Annotated in this window: 13 protein-coding genes and 1 pseudogene; 6 read left to right on the forward strand and 8 right to left on the reverse strand. The window is 61.3% G+C overall.

Features of this window, described 5'->3' with window-relative positions; translation table 11 throughout:
* Position 1 precedes the first annotated feature (1 nt).
* The 5 genes from AC1DU9_RS08335 to AC1DU9_RS08355 are packed head-to-tail and all read right to left on the reverse strand — an operon-like array spanning position 2 to position 9357.
* Positions 2–1645: a DUF2300 domain-containing protein gene (locus AC1DU9_RS08335; RefSeq protein ID WP_263289727.1), complete on the reverse strand. Its 1644-nt coding sequence runs from the start codon at positions 1643–1645 to the stop codon at positions 2–4.
* The gene (locus AC1DU9_RS08340; protein WP_223460837.1) at positions 1623–6182 is read right to left on the reverse strand and encodes an alpha-2-macroglobulin family protein; all 4560 of its coding nucleotides are present in this window, start codon (positions 6180–6182) and stop codon (positions 1623–1625) included. Before AC1DU9_RS08340 ends, AC1DU9_RS08335 begins: the two co-directional genes overlap by 23 nt.
* Entirely contained in the window at positions 6179–6805 is a 627-nt protein-coding gene (locus AC1DU9_RS08345; RefSeq protein WP_223461060.1) for a DUF1175 domain-containing protein, read from the reverse strand. Before AC1DU9_RS08345 ends, AC1DU9_RS08340 begins: the two co-directional genes overlap by 4 nt.
* 8 nt (positions 6806–6813) lie before the next feature.
* Complete coding sequence (locus AC1DU9_RS08350) at positions 6814–8526, reverse strand: DUF2138 domain-containing protein (protein ID WP_223460834.1); 1713 nt, start codon at positions 8524–8526, stop codon at positions 6814–6816.
* A 39-nt stretch (positions 8527–8565) separates the two neighbouring features.
* A complete protein-coding gene (locus AC1DU9_RS08355) occupies positions 8566–9357 on the reverse strand; it encodes a YfaP family protein (protein ID WP_223460832.1) in 792 nt (263 codons plus the stop codon).
* A gap of 278 nt (positions 9358–9635) precedes the next feature.
* Here AC1DU9_RS08355 and AC1DU9_RS08360 point away from each other — a divergent pair, with 278 nt between their 5' ends.
* From AC1DU9_RS08360 to AC1DU9_RS08380, 5 genes are all read left to right on the forward strand, one after another.
* On the forward strand, positions 9636–10787 hold the full coding sequence (locus AC1DU9_RS08360) for a Fic family protein (protein WP_223460829.1): 1152 nt from the start codon (positions 9636–9638) through the stop codon (positions 10785–10787).
* Positions 10788–10877: 90 nt separating this feature from the next.
* Positions 10878–11120, forward strand: a complete 243-nt coding sequence (locus AC1DU9_RS08365) for an exodeoxyribonuclease VII small subunit (protein ID WP_223460827.1) — start codon at positions 10878–10880, stop codon at positions 11118–11120.
* The gene (gene ispA, locus AC1DU9_RS08370) at positions 11117–12004 is read left to right on the forward strand and encodes a (2E,6E)-farnesyl diphosphate synthase (protein WP_223460825.1); all 888 of its coding nucleotides are present in this window, start codon (positions 11117–11119) and stop codon (positions 12002–12004) included. Before AC1DU9_RS08365 ends, ispA begins: the two co-directional genes overlap by 4 nt.
* A 91-nt stretch (positions 12005–12095) precedes the next feature.
* Positions 12096–13994 (forward strand): 1-deoxy-D-xylulose-5-phosphate synthase, encoded by a 1899-nt coding sequence (gene dxs / locus AC1DU9_RS08375; RefSeq protein ID WP_223460823.1) that lies wholly within the window; start codon positions 12096–12098, stop codon positions 13992–13994.
* A gap of 157 nt (positions 13995–14151) precedes the next feature.
* The gene (locus tag AC1DU9_RS08380) at positions 14152–16035 is read left to right on the forward strand and encodes a TonB-dependent receptor domain-containing protein (RefSeq protein WP_223457665.1); all 1884 of its coding nucleotides are present in this window, start codon (positions 14152–14154) and stop codon (positions 16033–16035) included.
* Between the two features lie 135 nt (positions 16036–16170).
* On the opposite strand, the gene AC1DU9_RS08385 is transcribed toward AC1DU9_RS08380, so the two are convergent.
* Genes AC1DU9_RS08385 through ribA form a run of 3 tightly spaced genes read right to left on the reverse strand, consistent with a single transcriptional unit; the run spans position 16171 to position 18004 of the window.
* Positions 16171–16971: a cobalamin-binding protein gene (locus tag AC1DU9_RS08385; protein ID WP_477809992.1), complete on the reverse strand. Its 801-nt coding sequence runs from the start codon at positions 16969–16971 to the stop codon at positions 16171–16173.
* Complete coding sequence (locus AC1DU9_RS08390; protein WP_223457667.1) at positions 16971–17390, reverse strand: MFS transporter; 420 nt, start codon at positions 17388–17390, stop codon at positions 16971–16973. Before AC1DU9_RS08390 ends, AC1DU9_RS08385 begins: the two co-directional genes overlap by 1 nt.
* A complete protein-coding gene (gene ribA, locus AC1DU9_RS08395) occupies positions 17387–18004 on the reverse strand; it encodes a GTP cyclohydrolase II (RefSeq protein WP_150726901.1) in 618 nt (205 codons plus the stop codon). Before ribA ends, AC1DU9_RS08390 begins: the two co-directional genes overlap by 4 nt.
* A gap of 212 nt (positions 18005–18216) precedes the next feature.
* Here ribA and AC1DU9_RS08400 point away from each other — a divergent pair.
* Positions 18217–18365, forward strand: a pseudogene (locus AC1DU9_RS08400) (IS110 family transposase); the annotation flags it as partial.

The raw sequence follows: 18365 nt of genomic DNA on the forward strand, positions 1-18365 counted from the left end.
CCTATTCCAGCAAGAGGTGGCGGGCGAGCCCTTCGATGTAGGTTTCATCCTGGCCGTTGGGGTGTGCTTCGAAGGCCAGGTGCAGGTATTCGTGGGTCAGGTCGAGACGGTCTTGTAGTGTCTGCGCGCCACGCACGTAGATGCGCTGGCGTTCGCGGTCGACATAGGGGCGGCCGAAGGCCAGACGGCATACGGCGAAGGTGCTGACTTCGCTGTAGCCGGTTTCGCTTTCAAGCCTTGGGCGCCAGCCGCGCCGTTGTTTCTGCAGCCATGTTTGTGCGGCGGGCAACGCTTCGCAGGACGCGACCGGGTTGTCCCAGCGACTGAGACTGGCGCGTGGGTAGGCGTGCAGCAGGATGGCGTCGTAGCGCTGGCCGGCACGGGCCTGTTCGACGGCTTGCTGCCAGGACAGTTTGTCCGGGCCGGGCTGGTCGGAATGGTAGGTGACGGTGCTGCCGGCCAGCACCAGGTCGCTGGTCCAGGCGGCGATGTCGCGTGACCCGGGCGACGCCGGACGCGGTGCGACCCGCTGACGGCTGCTGCTGTCGTCGATGCTCAGGCAGTCACCGCTGCGCGTAGCGTTTTGCAGCAGGTAGGTGCGGATGGCCACGGCCAGGGCTTTGGCGGCTTCGACCGGTTCGGCACTGGCTTCGCGCTGGAGAACACGGGCGACGTACTCTTCGCGATCCAGACGAGCCACGAGTTTGTCGTTCAGCAGAAACAGTTCGCCGTCGCTGTGAATATCCAGCGCATTCCCATTGGCGAATTCGACGCGGTAGTCACCCTGCAATGCCCCGGAAGTCAAAGCGGTGCCGCCTGACAGCACACGCCGAAGTGGATAGCGAGAGAACAGGTCGACCTCTACGCATCTCCCTGCATCCGCAGGCCATGAAACGGGAATCACCGTCGACATTGCCTGCGCGTAATCACGCAGTACCCGCTGACTGGTGCCCCGCCCTCCGGCCCAGACCGGTGTGCCATCCGCCATCCAACCGGCGAATCCACCCTGACGCGATATTGCGTCCTGATCCGCCAACCAGCTCCAGGTCTTCACCCGCAGACGACTGCCGAGTTCACCGACGACTTGGCCATCGGCGGCATTGAGCACTACATCGAGCAACACACGCCGGGCTTGATCCTGCGCCGGCAGCACGGCCAACACCTTCAACAGTTCCGCCACCGAAACCCGGGTAGCCGGTTGCAACGAAGGCAAATCCAGCAACCATTGCGGCGCCTGCCGCGCCTGCCAATAGGCTCGCCAGTCGGCATCGCCGATGCCCAACCGAGCGGGTTCGAAATACAGACCGCATGACTTCACCAACGCCTGATCTCGCTCGATCCTGCCGCCCGTCGTGCAGCAATAAACTTCTTCCTTCGACTGGCCGCGACATTCATACGCCGGCTCACGCGCGCCGGTGTCCACTAGCCAGGCGTAGACGAATAACTTCCACACACTGCCCAGCGGCGTCTGCAAGGTCTGCGGCAAGGGTTCGCGGGCGATCACCTGAGTTCGGTTCAGCGACAACAAATCGCCCTTGAAGGCCAGGCGCAGCGGTTCGTCCTGCGCCGTCGCCAGCGCAGGGATCAAACACAGCAAGCAACCTATCAGCAGCCTGTGCACGTCAGTGAACCGTGAGCTGGCCAAGAGCTGCTTTTTGCTCAAGCGCCTGATGCTGCGGCGCATAAACCTGGGTGAACCGCACCGGTGGCAAGTTGAACTGCCCCTTCTGCGAGAAACGCACCAAGTGCCGCAGGCGCAATTCGCCACTCAAGGCATCGACCGGAATGGCGTAGGCCATTTGTCCCGGTTCGAATCGCGCCTTTTCCAGTGACGTCGGCTCGGTGCCGGCCTTGCCCATGAGTTTGATGCCCCAGGTCGTGCGTTCGACATCAGCACCAGGCGGCAGCGGCACTTCCAGCATGCCGTAACGCAACGGTCTGGCGGCTTTGCTGGTGACGATCACTTCGTCGAGATAGAGGTTGTCGCTGGACAGCGGCGCGTTGCCGACCGCTTCAAGTTTGAAGGTGAAAGCCTCATCCCCCGGCACCAGTCGCGACAGGCGACGGGTGATGGTCACGGCCATCGGATCGACCACCGGCTGTTGGCTGCGGTAGCTCAATGCAGCGCGCAACGGACGCTCTTGCGCACCGGTCAGCGTCAATACCGCCGGCACGAGCGCAGCCCCCTGCCACGTCCAATACATCTCACCAGAAACTCCGTACTGCTTCTTCCAGCCTTCACCCGGCGCCAATGCAATGGTGGGAGATGCCTGCTCGATGCTGCGTTGCAGCCAGGTAAGTGCCAATGCACGTTCCAGGGTCGATTGCTGTGGCAATAGACGTTGCAACAACGCTTGAGCGTGAGCCTGATCGAAGGGTTGCAGCGACAGGTTCAGCGCTTCGGCAAACGGCTGGGAGCTGACCGCCAGACGCTGCTGCGCGTCGGCCAGTTGCCGATTGAACGCGTCCGGCAAAGCCACCTTCGCTTGCCTGGCCAGCGATGCCGTCAGCACCCGTGCGGCAGCCAGCCCCAACGCGGAATCCGGATCGCTCATGACGAGGCTGTCTTCGCCGTCTTCCATCAGATTCGCGGCAGTGCCCTCGCCCGCTTTCGCCAGGTCGTCCATCAAGCCACTGAGCAAGGTGTTGACCGGCAACTGCATCTGTCGGGCAAACGACAGGGTCAGCGCCCGCTGCAACAGCGGCGTGTTCTTCGCCTGCTTGGCGTAGACCTCCAGCACCCGCTGCCAATGCTCCGGCGGCAGGCTCAGTTCAAGCACCTGGCTGGCATGCCAGTCGGCGTAATAGGCGTAAGCGGTGAGGAACGCATCCGGCTCGCCGTCCATGCCCCACCAGGTGAAACACGCCGAAGGGCCGGCCATTTGCACCAGGCGCAAACGACTGTTTTGCATGATCAGGCGCAGGCGATCGCGGATCTGCGGATTCGCCGCCAGCGTCGGGTAGGCGATGCTCAACGGCAACAAGCGACTGGCGGTCTGCTCGACGCCACCGTAGGGGTAGCTCAGCAGGTCGTCGAGGGCAGAGCGGAACAACGCTTGCGGACTGTCATCCAGGCGCAGGCGAATATCACTGGCGTCTGCCGGCAACGTCAGCGGCGTATCACCCTCACCCACATCAAGGCTCTGGGTTTGAGTCACCTGCCAGCCTTCACCGGTCGCGCTCAGGCGCACCGCCAGGGCATCTGCGGTTTTGCCGTCCTGCACCAGCTCGGCGCTCCACTCGCCATTGGCCAGCTCAAAGGCCGGCAACGGGATGTAGTTGATGCCGCTGTTCAGGATTACAGGCAAGCGCTGTTCGTTGCCGACGTAACGGGTCACCAGTTCGGCCTTGACCGGTTTCTCGGCCTGACTGAAGGCGAACACGCCGAGGTCCGGTTTGTCGCCGGCGCGGAATCGAGTCGGGCCGCTCCACTTCAGGTACAGCGGTTTTTCCGAGCGCACGAATTGCTTCTTCTGCCCGACCTGCCCGCCATCGGCGATGGCCCTGGCGGTGATGCGCCAGCGGGTCAGGGAGTCGGGCATCTTGAAGGTGAAGCGGGTTTTGCCATTGGCATCGGTCAGCAACTCAGGTTGCCACGCCGCCGTGTCGACATCCTCGCGACGCGGTCGCTCCAGCACTTTCACGCCGCGCTCACTGCGATTGGCTTTGCCCGGTGCACCGGGGCTGCCCGGCAAGGCGACGTCATAACTGATGAACGACAAACTGGCGCTGGTGCGCACGTTGTTGCGCCGTGGGTGATAGAAGAACTGGTCGATGCTCGGCGCGACTTCCGGTTGCAGGGCGTAGACCATTTCATCGACCACGCTGACCGTCAGGTGCGCGGAAATCGCTTTGCCGGCGAACCGGGTGGTCAGGTCTACCGAGACGGTTTCACCTGGCTGATAGGTTTCCTTATCCGTGGCGATGGTCACGTCGATCTGTGGTGTCACCACCTTTATGCCGGCGTTCTGGAAACTGTACTGGCCGCCCTTGGTGTACAGCACCGAGAAGGTCAGGTTCGGCGCGAAACCGTCCTTCACCGGGATGCGTGCGCGATATTGGGTATCGCTGAGTTTTTCCAGTTTCAGCCAGTCACCGCCCCTGGACAGCAGCGCGGTCGCTTCGACCTTGTCCCGTTCCAGCGACAGCAGGGCATCGCTGACCGGTTCCGGGAAAGTGATCAACGCCAGCGCTTCATCGCCGGCGATGAACTCGGGCTTGTCGAGGATGATTTCCACGGTGCCGGGTACGGCTTTGACACCTTCGCCGGTAACCGAATGGCCGGTGGCGCCGACCACCCGACCATGATCATCCTTGAGCGTCAGGTTGTAGGTGCCCGGCCGGTCGAAGGCCAGGGTGAAACCTTTGTCGGTTGCCGCGAGTTTGCCTTCGCCGGTGCTCTGGTCCTCCAAACGCACCCAGCCATAGCTGCCCGGTGTAACGGCATCGGCCTGCTCGCCTTCGCGGGCGTAGCTGAAGGCAACCTTGTCACCCACTGCGCTGAAGCGTTGAGGCGCGCTCAAGCGGAAATTCGCCGCGCCACGGTCGATCAGGATTTCCTTGGTGGCCTTGACCCGATACGCCGCACCGTCGCTGGCAAATACAGTCAGCATGTAGCGACTCGGTTTGTCCGCTGCCGGCAAATCGAGGGACGCATTGCCCCTGGCGTCGGTGGTCAATTCGGTGCTGGTCAGCTCCACCGGAAATTGCCCGAGGTATTGCAGTTCGTTGTCGACCATCGACAGCTGTTGGGCGCGCAGGCTCAGGCTCAATTTCGCATTGGCCACCGGCTTGCCGTCCGGGTACAGCAGCACCAGGTTGCCCTTGACCGGCTCGCCAGTACGGTAATCCTGCTTGGCCAGATTGAGCGAAATCTCGAAATGCGGCTTGATGTATTCAGCGACGCGAAAGGCGCTGCTGTAGGCCTGATCCTTGTAGTTGAAACGCAGTTCATAACCACCGGCCACGGCATTGTCCGGTAACTGGAAACGGCCCTGGGTGCCGGCCCTGGAATCGAGCGTCAAGTCGAGGGATTGCAGCGCTGTGCCGGTCGCATCGAGCACGGTCACGTTGACGTCGGCCGCGGTGGGCTGCACCGAATCCCGGGCATTCTTGAACTCCCGTCCGACGATTTTCAGCGACACCCAGTCCCCCGGCCGATACAGCGGCCGGTCGGTGAAGGCATAGAGTTTGGTGTCGTAGATTTCGCTGTCGTAGTAGAAGTTTTCCGAGACGAACACCCCGCCCTCTTCGTCTTCACCGATCACGAACGAGCGCTCGGGGCTGACGTGTTTCAGGCGCAGCAAGCCATCAGTATCCGTAGCGCCGCTGCTCATAACGCCGAGGCCATCGGTCCACAGCACATTGACCTTCGGCACCGAACTCCCTTCGTGTTTGCGTGCGGCCCACACCAGCAGTTCGTCACCGGCAATCTTGCTCACCGCTACTGTGTTGGAGACGAACACCATGGTGGTCGCGCGGTACTTGCCGATCAGCGCTTCCACCAGATAAAGACCCGGTTTGAGATTGCCCAACGGGATGTACACGTTGCCCGGCGCGACACTGACGAACTCGCTGGAAGAACCGGCCAGGTTCACCCCTGCAGGTGGCTGAATCGGCTTGGCCTGCCACAACGGATAACGGAACTGGCTGACCACCGGCAACCCCGGTATCAGCGCGAATTGCGGCTGCGCATCGTAGGGCGTTGGCGCAGCCATCGCGTTGCCCATCTTCAGTTCCGGCACTTGCTCGGTGACTTGTTTACGCGACTCGTAGGAAAACGCCCGCTGCATCACCCGACGGGATTTGCGATACCAGTTGTCCCACAGGTAAGCGAGGGTGTTGGACAGGCCTTCACCCTTGAACTGGCCATCGCTGACCACCCGATGCAGGTTCTTCTGGCGCTTGAGGAAATCCAGCGGTTTGTCGATGCGATACACCCGAATGTCGGCGCCGCCGTAGGGCTCCATGCGAAACCGACGATAGTCGCGACCCGGTGCTTCGAGGCGCACCATCGCCTGTTCATCGCTGGCAAAGCTGCTGTCGGCCAGCAGGAAAAAACTCTCGCCGGCCACCGGCGCATAGCCGCTGGCCGGGACCGAATCGTCGGCGTTTACCGCCGTGAAAGGCAGCACCAATACCCACATCAGAGACAGAAAACGCAGCATGCGGGCACCGGTCATTGGGAAAGAAAATTCAGTCGATAGACGCCGATGAAGTTGGGGTTGGCTGCGTCGGGTATCCATCGGGTGTCCTTCCATGTCATGAGTTGCTGCAGGCTTGCCGAACGCATGCCGTTGTCGGTGGGTGTGCTGGTGCCGGTGTGATAGGCGATGTAACGGCCCATCCAGATCATCAGGTGCTGGTCGTCGCCCTGATCGAAAAACATCAGGTCGCCAGGTCGCGCCTGAGCCACATCGCGACTGACCAGACGGCTGTTGAACTGGATCAATTTGATTGCATTGACGTATGGCCCGACCTTGCCGCCGCCCTGCTGCCATTGCTGGGCAAGACCGCGCTGGGCATCGCTCAGTTGCAGCTCCGGCGGCAGGTAGCGATTGGACAGTCCATTGCTGCGCAGCCATTTGTCGTCATGGACTTTCAACGCTTCATTGGCAGCGAAGCGCACCAGCCCGGCGCAGTCCTGTTGATACCAGCGCGGGCTCGGGCCCTGGCTCAATTGCTCCTGGGCGATACGCACGAACCAGGCGCGGAACACCTGGGATTGCTGTGGGTCGAGTGACAGTGCCTCGACAGCGCGGGCACTCGCGCTCAGCAACAGCGCAAGCAGGCCGAGACTCCGCATCAATGCCGTCACAGGGCTTTCCACTCCAGCGGCAGCCACTGCCAGTGGCCGTCTGGCTCGCTGCCTTCGGGCAAGGTCAGGGCGTACTTGCCGTAGCCGCCGAGCTTGCGCAGTTTCGGGATCAGGTAGGTTTGCGCGGCGTTGTAGAACACCGGTTCCATGTCCTGGGGCAGGCTGTCGAGGGTTTCCTGCTGCATCAGTTGCGCCATGGAATCCGGGCCGAAATAGACCGGCATCAACAGGTCTTTCGGCACCACGTCGGCCATCGGCGGGAAGCGTTTGTCGAGGGTGCCGAGGGCCTTGTCCACCAGCTTGTCATCGAGGGAGAACAGCAGCGTTGAACCGTGCCGCGCCAGGCTGACTTTCATGAATGCCTTGCCGGTGATGGCGTCGGGGTCTTCAGCGTCCTTGGCCGCATAGGGGCCGAAACTGGAGCTGACCTGGCGTTGCCATTGATGGCTCTGGCCTTCTTGTTTTTCCACCACCGGGAAGGCGCCTGCTTCGACATTGGGCTCAAAGGCACCGACCATCGAGCCAAACAGGCTGCCCAGATCTCCATCCAGTTTGCCGCTGTCGTCATCAATGAGGCTGGCCACCAGCAAGGGCGTGTACAACCGCGAATCGGCATACCAGCACAGGCCCGCCGCGCCGGTCATGTGTTTGGTCAATGCCTGGGCCACCGTATCCTGCGCACCGAGTTTCACCAGCAGCGGTTTCTGTTGTTCGGCAGCCAGCGGCAACGCCACGCAAGCGCTGGCGCCCATGGGCATGGCTTGCCAGATCGGTTTGAAATCGAAGTCCGGCTGATTCTCCAGTTCGTCCATGGCCAGAAAGCTGTGCCAGCCCTTGTCGTCCATGTCGAAACGCAGGCCGGCGAAGTTCGGGATGAAACGCTGGTAACCCATGGCCAGCACGCTGGCATTCACCGACAGGCGTTGTTTCACCTGCGGCGTACGAGGTGGCAGGCCGAAGGCTTCGGGGAACAGTTTGTCGCCATTGAGCAACGCGGCAATGGCCGTGGTCGACACGCTGCCCGGTTCTTCCGTTGCACCGCTTTGCGGATCGTAGAGTTTCGCCGGGTTGGACAGCACCACCAGTTTGTCGCCATGGGACGCAAACAGCAGCGCCTTGCTCGCGTTGTAGTTGAGTTGATAGAGCGCCACGTCGTCGGTGCCGACCTTCACGTCAGCGACCTTGCTCAGCTGCGAGTCGTCCAGCGCCACTTTGGCCAACGGCTCCAGCACCTTGGCCAACCCGCCGCGATCCATCACCAGCAGGAAATCCTTCAGCCGCCCATCCGCCCCGCGCCACAACGCTACGTCGGCAGGCTGATCGAACAGCTGCTCGATCAAGGTGTCCTGCAGTTTCAGGTCGTGCTCGTAGATGATCCGCCGCAGACTGCCGATCAAGCCCAGGCGATCGGCGTGGCTTTCGTAATAGAAGACGAAATCTTCGGTCAGGGTTTCCTTGAGAAACGGTACCGCCAGCAAGTCCTTGGGCAACTGGCTCAGGGAATGGGTTTCCAGCAGGCCATCCGGGCGACTCATGCCCAGTTTGTCACTGGCCAACGCAGGCGCCGGGGCCTTGGGCTTGTGCATGAACCACCACAACCCACCGGCCACGACAACGACCAGGCATAACCCGATCAGCAGCGTCGGCCAATGCAGGGAAGGTTTGGCCGCGGGTGCGCCAGCGGCCGGAGTAACAGTGCTATCACTCATGTTCACAAAACCCGATGTTCATCCGTGGAGCGGGGATGCTTAGTAGTTGAAAGTCTTGACCAGCAGCAGGTCGCCGATTGCGCGTAGGGGCACGACGAACGTCTCGCGTTTTTCATCGACGGTGTTTTCGTTGAGCACCAGGTTGATCTGCGAGGTAATCACCTCGTTCTGGTTGCCGGACTCATCGAAGTTATAGCCGTCGCTGCCGAAGTTGCCCCAATAGTTCACGTAAACCAGATAGGTGCCATGCAGCGGTGCGGTCATGGTGAACATTTCCGGGCCCGGGCCATCGACGCCATCAGGGTCGAGGCCGCCGCCGTTGCTCATCGCCGGGCGCGCCCAGAAGGCATGCTGGCCGTCGGGGGTAATGATGTGCAGGTCGAGTTCGGCCTTCGGATCGTCCCAACCCAGCACCACGCGAATCCGCGCCGGGGTGCGCAGGTTGTTGGCTTCATAGAATTGAACACGCTTGAGGGACTGGCTTTCGGCGCTGCGCACTTCGACGCTGTTGGAGCCGGCGCCAAACGCATAGGGTCGGGCGAAACGCCCTTGCTCGTCGGTGTAGAGGTTCAGCGGATTGCCGTTGACCGCCAACGTGTGCGGCCCGCGCTGGGTGCCGATGGCCTTGAGCCGGCCTTCGATCATCGTGCGATTGCGCTGCACACCCCGGTCGATGGGTGGCGTGGGATAGGCGACTTGCGGGTTTTCGCTACGGTCCAGCAGACCGTTGTAACGCCAGCCACCCACCGGTTCCGATAACTCGGCATTCGGCGCAGCCAGAATCACGGGCGCGATAGTCAACCCGATCAGCAGCAAAAGAAATGAGCGCATGCGACGCCTCCTGCCATGCATGACGAAACCTTGCGCCCGATCCTCGGCGCGTTACAGATGTGGATACTGTGTTTCGTCTGAAAGACCCGTGACTATTGGGCCGTAGATGGCGCAAAGGTTAGCCAGTTGGTTGTTTTTTAACAATCGGATGGCTCCGAAATTGCGGCGGGAGTCACGGTAATGGGTGGACGGTGAGCCGAATACGCGTCATATTCGGCTCATTATGTGAGCCGAATAGCCCATCTAATCGGCTCACCCCTACTTAGAGCATCAAGTTCATGACACCTCAATGGATATGGCAGCAACCTGATTGGCCGGGTTTCACCTGGAGCGCCGAACGCTTGGCGCCCTTGTTACGCGAGTGCGTTCAAGCACAAGGTCGGCTAATGGGCATGGCCAGTTCCGTGGGCAGTTCGCTGAGCGCACAAAGTGAACTGGATGCATTGCTGCAGAACATCGTCACCTCGTCGGCGATAGAAGGCGAACAGCTGAATGTCGGTTCAGTTCGTTCTTCATTGGCGCGGCGATTGGGGTTGGAGCTCAATGATGGCGACAACGTCAGCAAGCGCAGTGAAGGACTCGCGCAATTAATGCTCGATGCGACGCAGCGTTTTGCCGAGCCGCTGACACTTGAACGATTGCTGGATTGGCATGAGTGGCTGTTTCCAGAACAGGAAATCGGCTTGGCCGCGCAAAGCATTCGTGTAGGTGCTTTGCGCGGCGATGATCCAATGCAAGTGGTTTCCGGTCGTCTCGACAGACCGACCGTGCACTTCGAAGCACCGCCTCGCCTGGGCCTTGAGCGCCAACTCGATGCTTTCCTCGAATGGTTTGAAACCAGCCGAAATCAGTCCGAGCTCGACCCTTTGCTGCGAGCTGGCATCGCACACTTCTGGTTTGTCACACTCCACCCGTTTGACGACGGCAACGGTCGCCTGACCAGGACGATCACCGACCTTGCATTGGCTCAAGGCGAGGCTCAGGCGATCCGTTTTTATGCCATGTCGGCGAGTATTCTCGAGGATCGATCTGGCTATTACCGGGTGCTGGAAACCTGCCAGAAATCCAACACGGACGTTACTGTTTGGCTCGAATGGTTCCTGCAAACTCTATTGCGCAGCCTGCAACAGGCCATGGCACGGATCGAATCCGTGCTGGGCAAAGCGCGCTTCTGGCAGGCGCACCGGGAGTCCGAGCTGTCGACCGAGCAGACCAAAGTACTGAATCGTTTGCTGGACGCAGGGGAGCGTGGATTCGAAGGCGGGATCAGTGCGGCGCAGTATCAAGCCGTTGCGAAAGTCTCCAAAGCGACCGCGACCCGGCATCTGGCCGAACTGCTGGAAAAGGAATGCCTGCAACGCCTGCCGGGTGGCGGGCGCAGTACTCGCTACCAGATCAAATATCCCGACCAAGCGCATCCTGAGCGCTGAAACCCTTGCACCAACCACCCCGCTCATTTGCCCATAACCCCCCTATCTGCTAGTGTCGCGCCGGTTTAACGTCAACCGGAAATCGCCGCCATGGCCCGCAAAAAAGCTGCACTGGATTTCGAACAGTCCCTCGCCGACCTGCAAACGCTGGTGGAGCATCTGGAGAATGGCGAATTGTCGCTGGAGGAGTCGCTGGCCGCTTTCGAGCAAGGCATCGGTCTGACCCGCGATTGCCAGGCGGCGCTGGCCCAGGCCGAGCAAAAGGTTCAGGTGCTGCTCGAGCGTGATGGCGAGTTGGCCGAGGAACCCTTCGACGCGGATCAGCCAGAATGATTGCAGCGTACTCGGCCACCAGCCAGGCCCGCGTCAATGCGGCTCTGGAAACCCTGTTCATCGCGCCGAGCCCTGAGCTGACGCGGCTGTATGAGGCCATGCGCTACAGCGTGATGAACGGCGGCAAACGCGTGCGTCCCCTGCTGGCCTACGCCGCGTGTGAAGCGTTGGGCGGCAAGCCCGAGCAAGCCAACGGTGCGGCCTGCGCCGTGGAACTGATCCACGCCTATTCGCTAGTGCATGACGATTTGCCGGCGATGGACGATGACGATCTGCGTCGCGGCCAGCCCACTACCCACAAGAAATTCGATGAAGCCTGTGCGATCCTCGCCGGCGACGGCTTGCAGAGCCTGGCCTTCAGCGCCCTGCTCGATCCACGCCTGAGCACGTCGGATGCCGAAATCCGCCTGCAAATGGTCAGCGCCCTGGCACTGGCCGCAGGCCCGGCGGGCATGGTCGGTGGTCAGGCCATCGACCTCGGCTCGGTCGGTCTGAAGCTTGACCAGAAAGCCCTGGAGTACATGCACCGGCACAAGACCGGCGCGCTGATCGAAGTCAGCGTCAAGCTCGGTGCACTGGCCAGCGGCCGTGCCGAGAAAGACGAACTCAAGTCCCTGCAGACTTATGCACAGGCCATCGGCCTGGCATTCCAGGTGCAGGACGACATTCTCGACGTCGAAAGCGATACCGAAACCCTCGGCAAACGCCAGGGCGCCGACATTGCCCGGGACAAACCGACCTATCCGGCCCTGCTCGGCCTCGACGCCGCCAAGGCTTATGCCCTGGAGCTGCGCGACCAGGCTCTGCACGCACTGCGACCGTTTGACGCGGCGGCCGAGCCGTTGCGCGATCTGGCCCGGTATATCGTCGATCGCCGCAGCTGACGGCGAATCCGCCAAAAAAAACCAACGCGTGGGCAGGGACCGATGCATCAGGTAAACTGCCGCATCTTTTATACCTATAACGATTCGCCTGATGCCCACGACGTTTCATGAGATTCCCCGCAAACGCCCAACCACGCCCCTGCTCGACCGCGCGAATACGCCGGACGGCCTGCGCCGGTTAGGCGAAGCCGAGCTGGAAACCCTGGCCGATGAGTTGCGCCTGGAATTGCTCTACACGGTCGGCCAGACCGGTGGGCATTTCGGTGCCGGGCTGGGCGTGATCGAGCTGACCATCGCGCTGCATTACGTCTTCGACACTCCGGACGACCGTCTGGTGTGGGACGTGGGTCATCAGGCTTATCCGCACAAGATCCTCACCGGTCGTCGCGAGCGCATGGGCACCCTGCGCCAGAAGGACGGCGTCGCTGCGTTCCCACGCCGCTCCGAAAGCGAGTACGACACCTTTGGCGTCGGCCACTCCAGCACCTCGATCAGTGCCGCGCTGGGCATGGCGATTGCCGCCCGCCTGCAAAACAGCGAGCGCAAGGCCATCGCGGTGATCGGCGACGGCGCGTTGACCGCGGGCATGGCGTTCGAGGCGCTGAACCATGCGCCGGAAGTGGACGCCAACATGCTGGTGATCCTCAACGACAACGACATGTCGATCTCGCGCAACGTCGGTGGTTTGTCGAACTATCTGGCGAAGATCCTTTCCAGCCGCACCTACGCCAGCATGCGCGAGGGCAGTAAAAAGGTCCTGTCGCGCCTGCCCGGTGCCTGGGAAATCGCCCGCCGTACCGAAGAATATGCCAAAGGCATGCTGGTTCCCGGCACGCTGTTCGAAGAGCTGGGCTGGAACTACATCGGCCCGATCGATGGCCACGACCTGCCGACCCTGATCGCTACCTTGCGCAACATGCGCGACCTGAAAGGTCCGCAGTTCCTGCACGTCGTCACCAAGAAAGGCAAAGGCTTCGCCCCGGCGGAAGTCGACCCGATCGGTTACCACGCCATTACCAAACTCGAACCGCTGGACGCCCCGGCCGTTGCGCCGAAAAAGGCCAGTGGACCGAAATATTCCGGTGTGTTCGGCGAATGGCTGTGTGACATGGCGGCTGCCGATCCGCGCCTGGTCGGGATTACCCCGGCGATGAAGGAAGGCTCGGATCTGGTCGCTTTCAGCGAACGATTCCCGCTGCGCTACTTCGACGTGGCCATTGCCGAGCAGCACGCCGTCACCTTCGCGGCCGGCATGGCCTGCGAAGGCGCCAAACCTGTGGTAGCCATTTATTCGACCTTCCTGCAGCGCGGCTACGACCAGTTGGTGCATGACGTCGCCGTGCAGAACCTCGACGTACTGTTCGCCATCGACCGCGCAGGACTGGTGGGCGAAGACGGTCCGACCCACGCCGGCAGTTTCGACCTTTCGTACCTGCGCTGCATCCCCGGCATGCTGGTGATGACTCCGAGCGATGAAAACGAGCTGCGCAAAATGCTCACCACCGGTCACCTGTATGAAGGCCCGGCGGCCGTGCGTTATCCACGCGGTAATGGTCCGAACGCGACCATCGAGAAAGACCTGGAGCCGATCGAGATCGGCAAGGGAGTGATTCGCCGCCATGGCAGCAAAGTCGCCCTGCTGGTGTTCGGCGTGCAACTGGCCGAAGCCCTGAAAGTCGCCGAGACGCTGGACGCGACCGTGGTCGACATGCGTTTCGTCAAGCCCCTGGATGAAGCGCTGGTTCGCGAAATCGCCGGCAGCCATGAACTGCTGGTGACCGTCGAAGAAAACGCAATCATGGGCGGCGCCGGTGGCGCGGTCAGCGAATTCCTCGCCCGCGAAAACATCCTCAAGTCGATGCTGCACCTGGGCTTGCCCGACATCTACGTCGAACACGCCAAGCCTGCGCAAATGCTGGCCGAGTGTGGTTTGGATGAAGCGGGAATCGAAGCGTCCATTCGCGAGCGCCTGCAACTGCTCAACATCTAAACGCAAAACCCTGTGGGAGCGAGCTTGCTCGCGATAGCGGTCTGTCAGTCGACTCAGATGTTGACTGATACACCGCTATCGCGAGCAAGCTCGCTCCCACAGTGGTTTTCAGCGTCTATCAAAACTGTATTCGCCTCAAAGCACCAACGGACTGCCAATGAAACTCTCCCCCTTCGCCCTGACGCTGACCCTGCTGCCGGCCGGTCAACTGCTGGCCGACACCTTCGAACGCGATCAGGCCCTGAAGCTGCCCGATGTGTTGATCAGTGCCAACCGCCAGGTCGAAGCGCGCAATGACAGCAGTGCAGCCAACAGCGTCTTTACCCGCGAAGACATCGATCGCCTGCAACCCAATAGCGTCACCGACCTGCTGCGTCGCGTACCGGGCGTGCAAGTCGTGCAAACCGGCGGGCGCGGCAGCCTTCCGGGTGTCTACATTCGCGGCACCCAGTCGGCCCAGAGCCTGGTACTGGTGGACGGCCAGCGTATCGGCAGCTCGAGCTCCGGCGACAGCAACCTGCAACACATCAACATCGAACAAGTCGAGCGCGTGGAAGTGCTGCGCGGCTCCCGCTCGGTGATTTATGGCAGCGATGCGATTGGCGGGGTGATCCAGATCTTCACCCGTCGTAGTGGCGAACAGGGCCTGCAACCTCGACTGCATATGGGCTTTGGCAGCAACCAGACTTGGGAGCGCAGCCTCGGTTTGTCCGGTGGCGATGCACACACCCGCTTCAACCTCGGCGCCAGCCTCGACGAAACCGCCGGGATCAATCGCACCCACGAGTCGTATCCCAGCGACGGCGACCATGACGAATACCGCAACAAATCCGTCAGCCTGAGCCTCAGCCATGCGCTGACCGATGACATCGAAGTCGGTGCCAACCTGCTGGATAACCGCGGCAAAAGCGAGTTCGACAACCCGTTCGGGCGCTTCGACATGAATACGTTCAAGTCGGTCCAACAACAGCCCTACAACGAATTCGATGTGAGCAGTGTCAGCAGTTACATCGACGCGCGCATCAATGATCTGTGGAAAACCCGCATCGAGTTCGGCCATAGCGAAAACCGCGAGAAGACCCTGGACAAGCTCAGCGATGAGCGCAGCGTGTTCAACACCTACCGCGATTCGGTGAACTGGCAGAACGACCTGACGCTCAACGAGCGCAATAGCTTGCTGCTCGGAGGTGACTGGTATGAAGACCGCATCAACAGCAGCACCGCGTTCGATGAGGACAGTCGCTGGAACCGAGCGGCGTACATCCAGCACCGCTATCAGGCCGACAGTTTCTCCACGGAGCTGGGCCTGCGTCATGACGATAACCAGCAGTTTGGCAGCCAGAATACCTGGAGCGGCACCCTCACTCTGCCGCTGAACCCGGACAACGAAATGCTACTGACCTACAGCGAAGGCTTCCGCGCGCCGACGTTCAACGATCTGTACTACCCCGACTTCAGTAACCCGGACCTGAAGCCGGAGACGTCGAAAAGCTATGAGCTGCAATGGCGCAGTCAATTGACCGAGAGCAGTCGCCTGGAGGCGTCGCTGTATCGTACCGACCTCGAAGACGCAATCATCGCCGGCAGCAACTCGCCCCCCCAGAACGTCGCCTCGGCGCGAATCAACGGCTTCGAAGCCGCACTGAAGCAGGACCTGTTCGGCTGGCAGAGCAACCTCGGCGTGGCGATCATCGACCCGCGCGACCGTGACACGGGCCGCACCCTGGCCCGTCGTGCGCGGCGCACCTTGAGCTGGGATCTGGACCGTCAGTTCGATCGCCTTGGCCTCGGTGCCAGTTGGCAAGCGGTCAGCAGCAGCTATGACGACTTGAACAATCAACAGCCGCTGGGTGGTTATGCTCTGTTGGGATTGCGCAGCAGCTGGGAGCTCAATCGTGAAATCAGTCTGGAGCTGAAGGTCGACAACCTGCTGGACAAGGGTTACAGCCGGGCGCTGTACAGCTTCCAAGGTAGCCAGTACGGGTATCGCGAAGAGGGTCGGGCGTGGATGTTCGGGGTGACGTGGACGCCGGAGATCTGATCTGAAGTTTTCGGCACATGGAATGGCCTCATCGCGAGCAAGCTCGCTCCCACAGGTTTTGGATTGGATTACAGATTTGCAATCAAACCGAATCCCTGTGGGAGCGAGCTTGCTCGCGATGAAGGCACCTCGGTCTCAGCGATCCGGCGCGATCAAGCTACACAGCTTTGCAGTCGCCTCGATCATCTGCCCACTCGGCCGCTCCAGGCCCTTGTCTGTCACCAATCGCAACTGCCCCTGTGCCACGGCCGCCACCTGCGGCCAGGCTTTCCACGCATCGAGTTGCGCCTGATCGCTGGCCAGAATCACCTCGGGATTACGCTGCAATACGGCTTCCACACTGACCTGCGGTGCCGGCAGTTTCAGGTCACCAAATACGTTTTGCGCACCGCAGACCTGTAGCGCATCGCTGATGATCTGCTCGCCGCCAACCGTATACAGCGGCCGGTCCCAGACCYGATAGAACACTCGTAACGGCTTGTCCCGGCGATAGCGTTGGCGCAATTCATCCAGCCGCTGGCGTAAGTCGTTGGCCAATGAAGTTCCGCGTTCAGGCCGACCAAGCCGAGCGGCAATGGTCTCGATCTGTGCGGCGAGCTGGTTCAGGCTGTGGGGTTCGGCGACGTAGGTGGGAATATTCAGGCGCTTGAGCTGGTCACGCTGGGCCGGGCCGACGCTACCGGGCCATAGCAGCAACAGATCGGGATTCAGGCTGAGTAACCGCTCCATGTCCAGCTGGCCATAGCGGCCAACGGAGGGCAGGTTCTTGAGTTCGGCAGGTCGTTCACCAGCGTCAAGTACACCGACCAGGAGGTCGGCGGAGCCCAGTTCAACGACGATTTCAGAGAGCGACGGTGCAAGGCTGACAACCCGCTCGACCGCGATGGCCGAGCTGCTGGCGGCCAGCAGCAACACCGCCAGCCAGAGCGCGCGCATCAACCGAGTTGACGCGGAATACGGTAGAGGTAGAACAGCACGACGGTCGACAGCGCCAGCAGCATCAGCGGCACCGCTTCAAGACCGACGAACACCGCCAGGGCAGCGATCCAGGCCGGCAGGCCGGCGGCAAGGAATGCCGTGCGCCGCTTGGCCGCCAGACTGATCCAGGCAGCAGGCTCATCCGGGGTATCGAGGGCTTTCTGGGTGGCGATCAGCGCGTGTTTGTAGGCACCGAAAAACCTCAGGCTGACAAACATCGAGGCGACTCCAGCGATGAACAACGGCATCGCCAGTACAGGCAGGATGGCTTCGCTCTGGCCGAACACCGCGTTGATCACAAACAGCGGCAACAAGGCCAGTGCCAGGTACTGCCACCAGTTGACGGACAGTCGCCGCCGCACCTGACCGCGGGTCACGCCCGGTCTACCTCGCCCTGATGCTCATTGCCCATCATGTGATCGAGCTTGCTGGCCTTGGTCGCCAGGTAGAGTCGGTTATGCGGGTTGTGGCCGGTGTGCAGCGGCACGCGTTCGGCGACCACGATACCCATGTCGGTCAGGGCCTTGACCTTGCGTGGGTTGTTGGTCATCAGGCGCAATGACTTCACGCCCAGGTGCTCCAGCATCGGCAGGCACATGGCGTAGTCACGCTGGTCGGCGGCAAAGCCCAGGCGTTCGTTGGCTTCGACGGTGTCGGCACCACCGTCCTGCAGCTCATAGGCGCGGATCTTGTTCAGCAGGCCAATGCCCCGACCTTCCTGACGCAGGTAGAGCAAAACGCCGCGACCTTCGCGGGCAATGGCCTGCAAGGCGGCCTCCAGTTGCGAGCCGCAGTCGCAACGCTGGCTGAACAAGGCATCGCCCGTCAGGCATTCGGAGTGCAACCGGCCGAGTACCGGGGCACCGTCGGCGAATTCACCCAGGCTCAGCACAACGTGCTCGCGGCCGGTGGCTTCATCGAGAAAGCCGTGCATGGTGAATTGCGCAAAAGGCGTTGGCAGCTTGGAAGCGGCGACAAAAACGACAGGCACCGGTGTGCTCCTGATCTAAAGAGTCTGAAGATTCGCAGAGCCGGCATTGTAACAGCAGGTTCCGGGCGACGCTTAGGCTGAATTATCGGCGATAACTATCAAAAAGTTTGATATTCGCCCGCAAGACACTACCCCTAATGAAATGGCTACCCCCGCCGCCCCCTGTGATCGACCACTAAGCTTTCACAGGGGGCTTATCGGAGATCATTGCCATGAGCAAAGTAGCTATTGCCGCCATCGATCTGGGAAAACACACCTTTCATCTACATGCACAGGATGATCGTGGTCACGAGCTGTACCGAAAAAAATTCAATCGGGTAACGCTCATGCAGCACCTGGCAAATCTCGAGCCCTGCACCAT

It is taken from the genome of Pseudomonas sp. P4_C1, assembly GCF_056402155.1.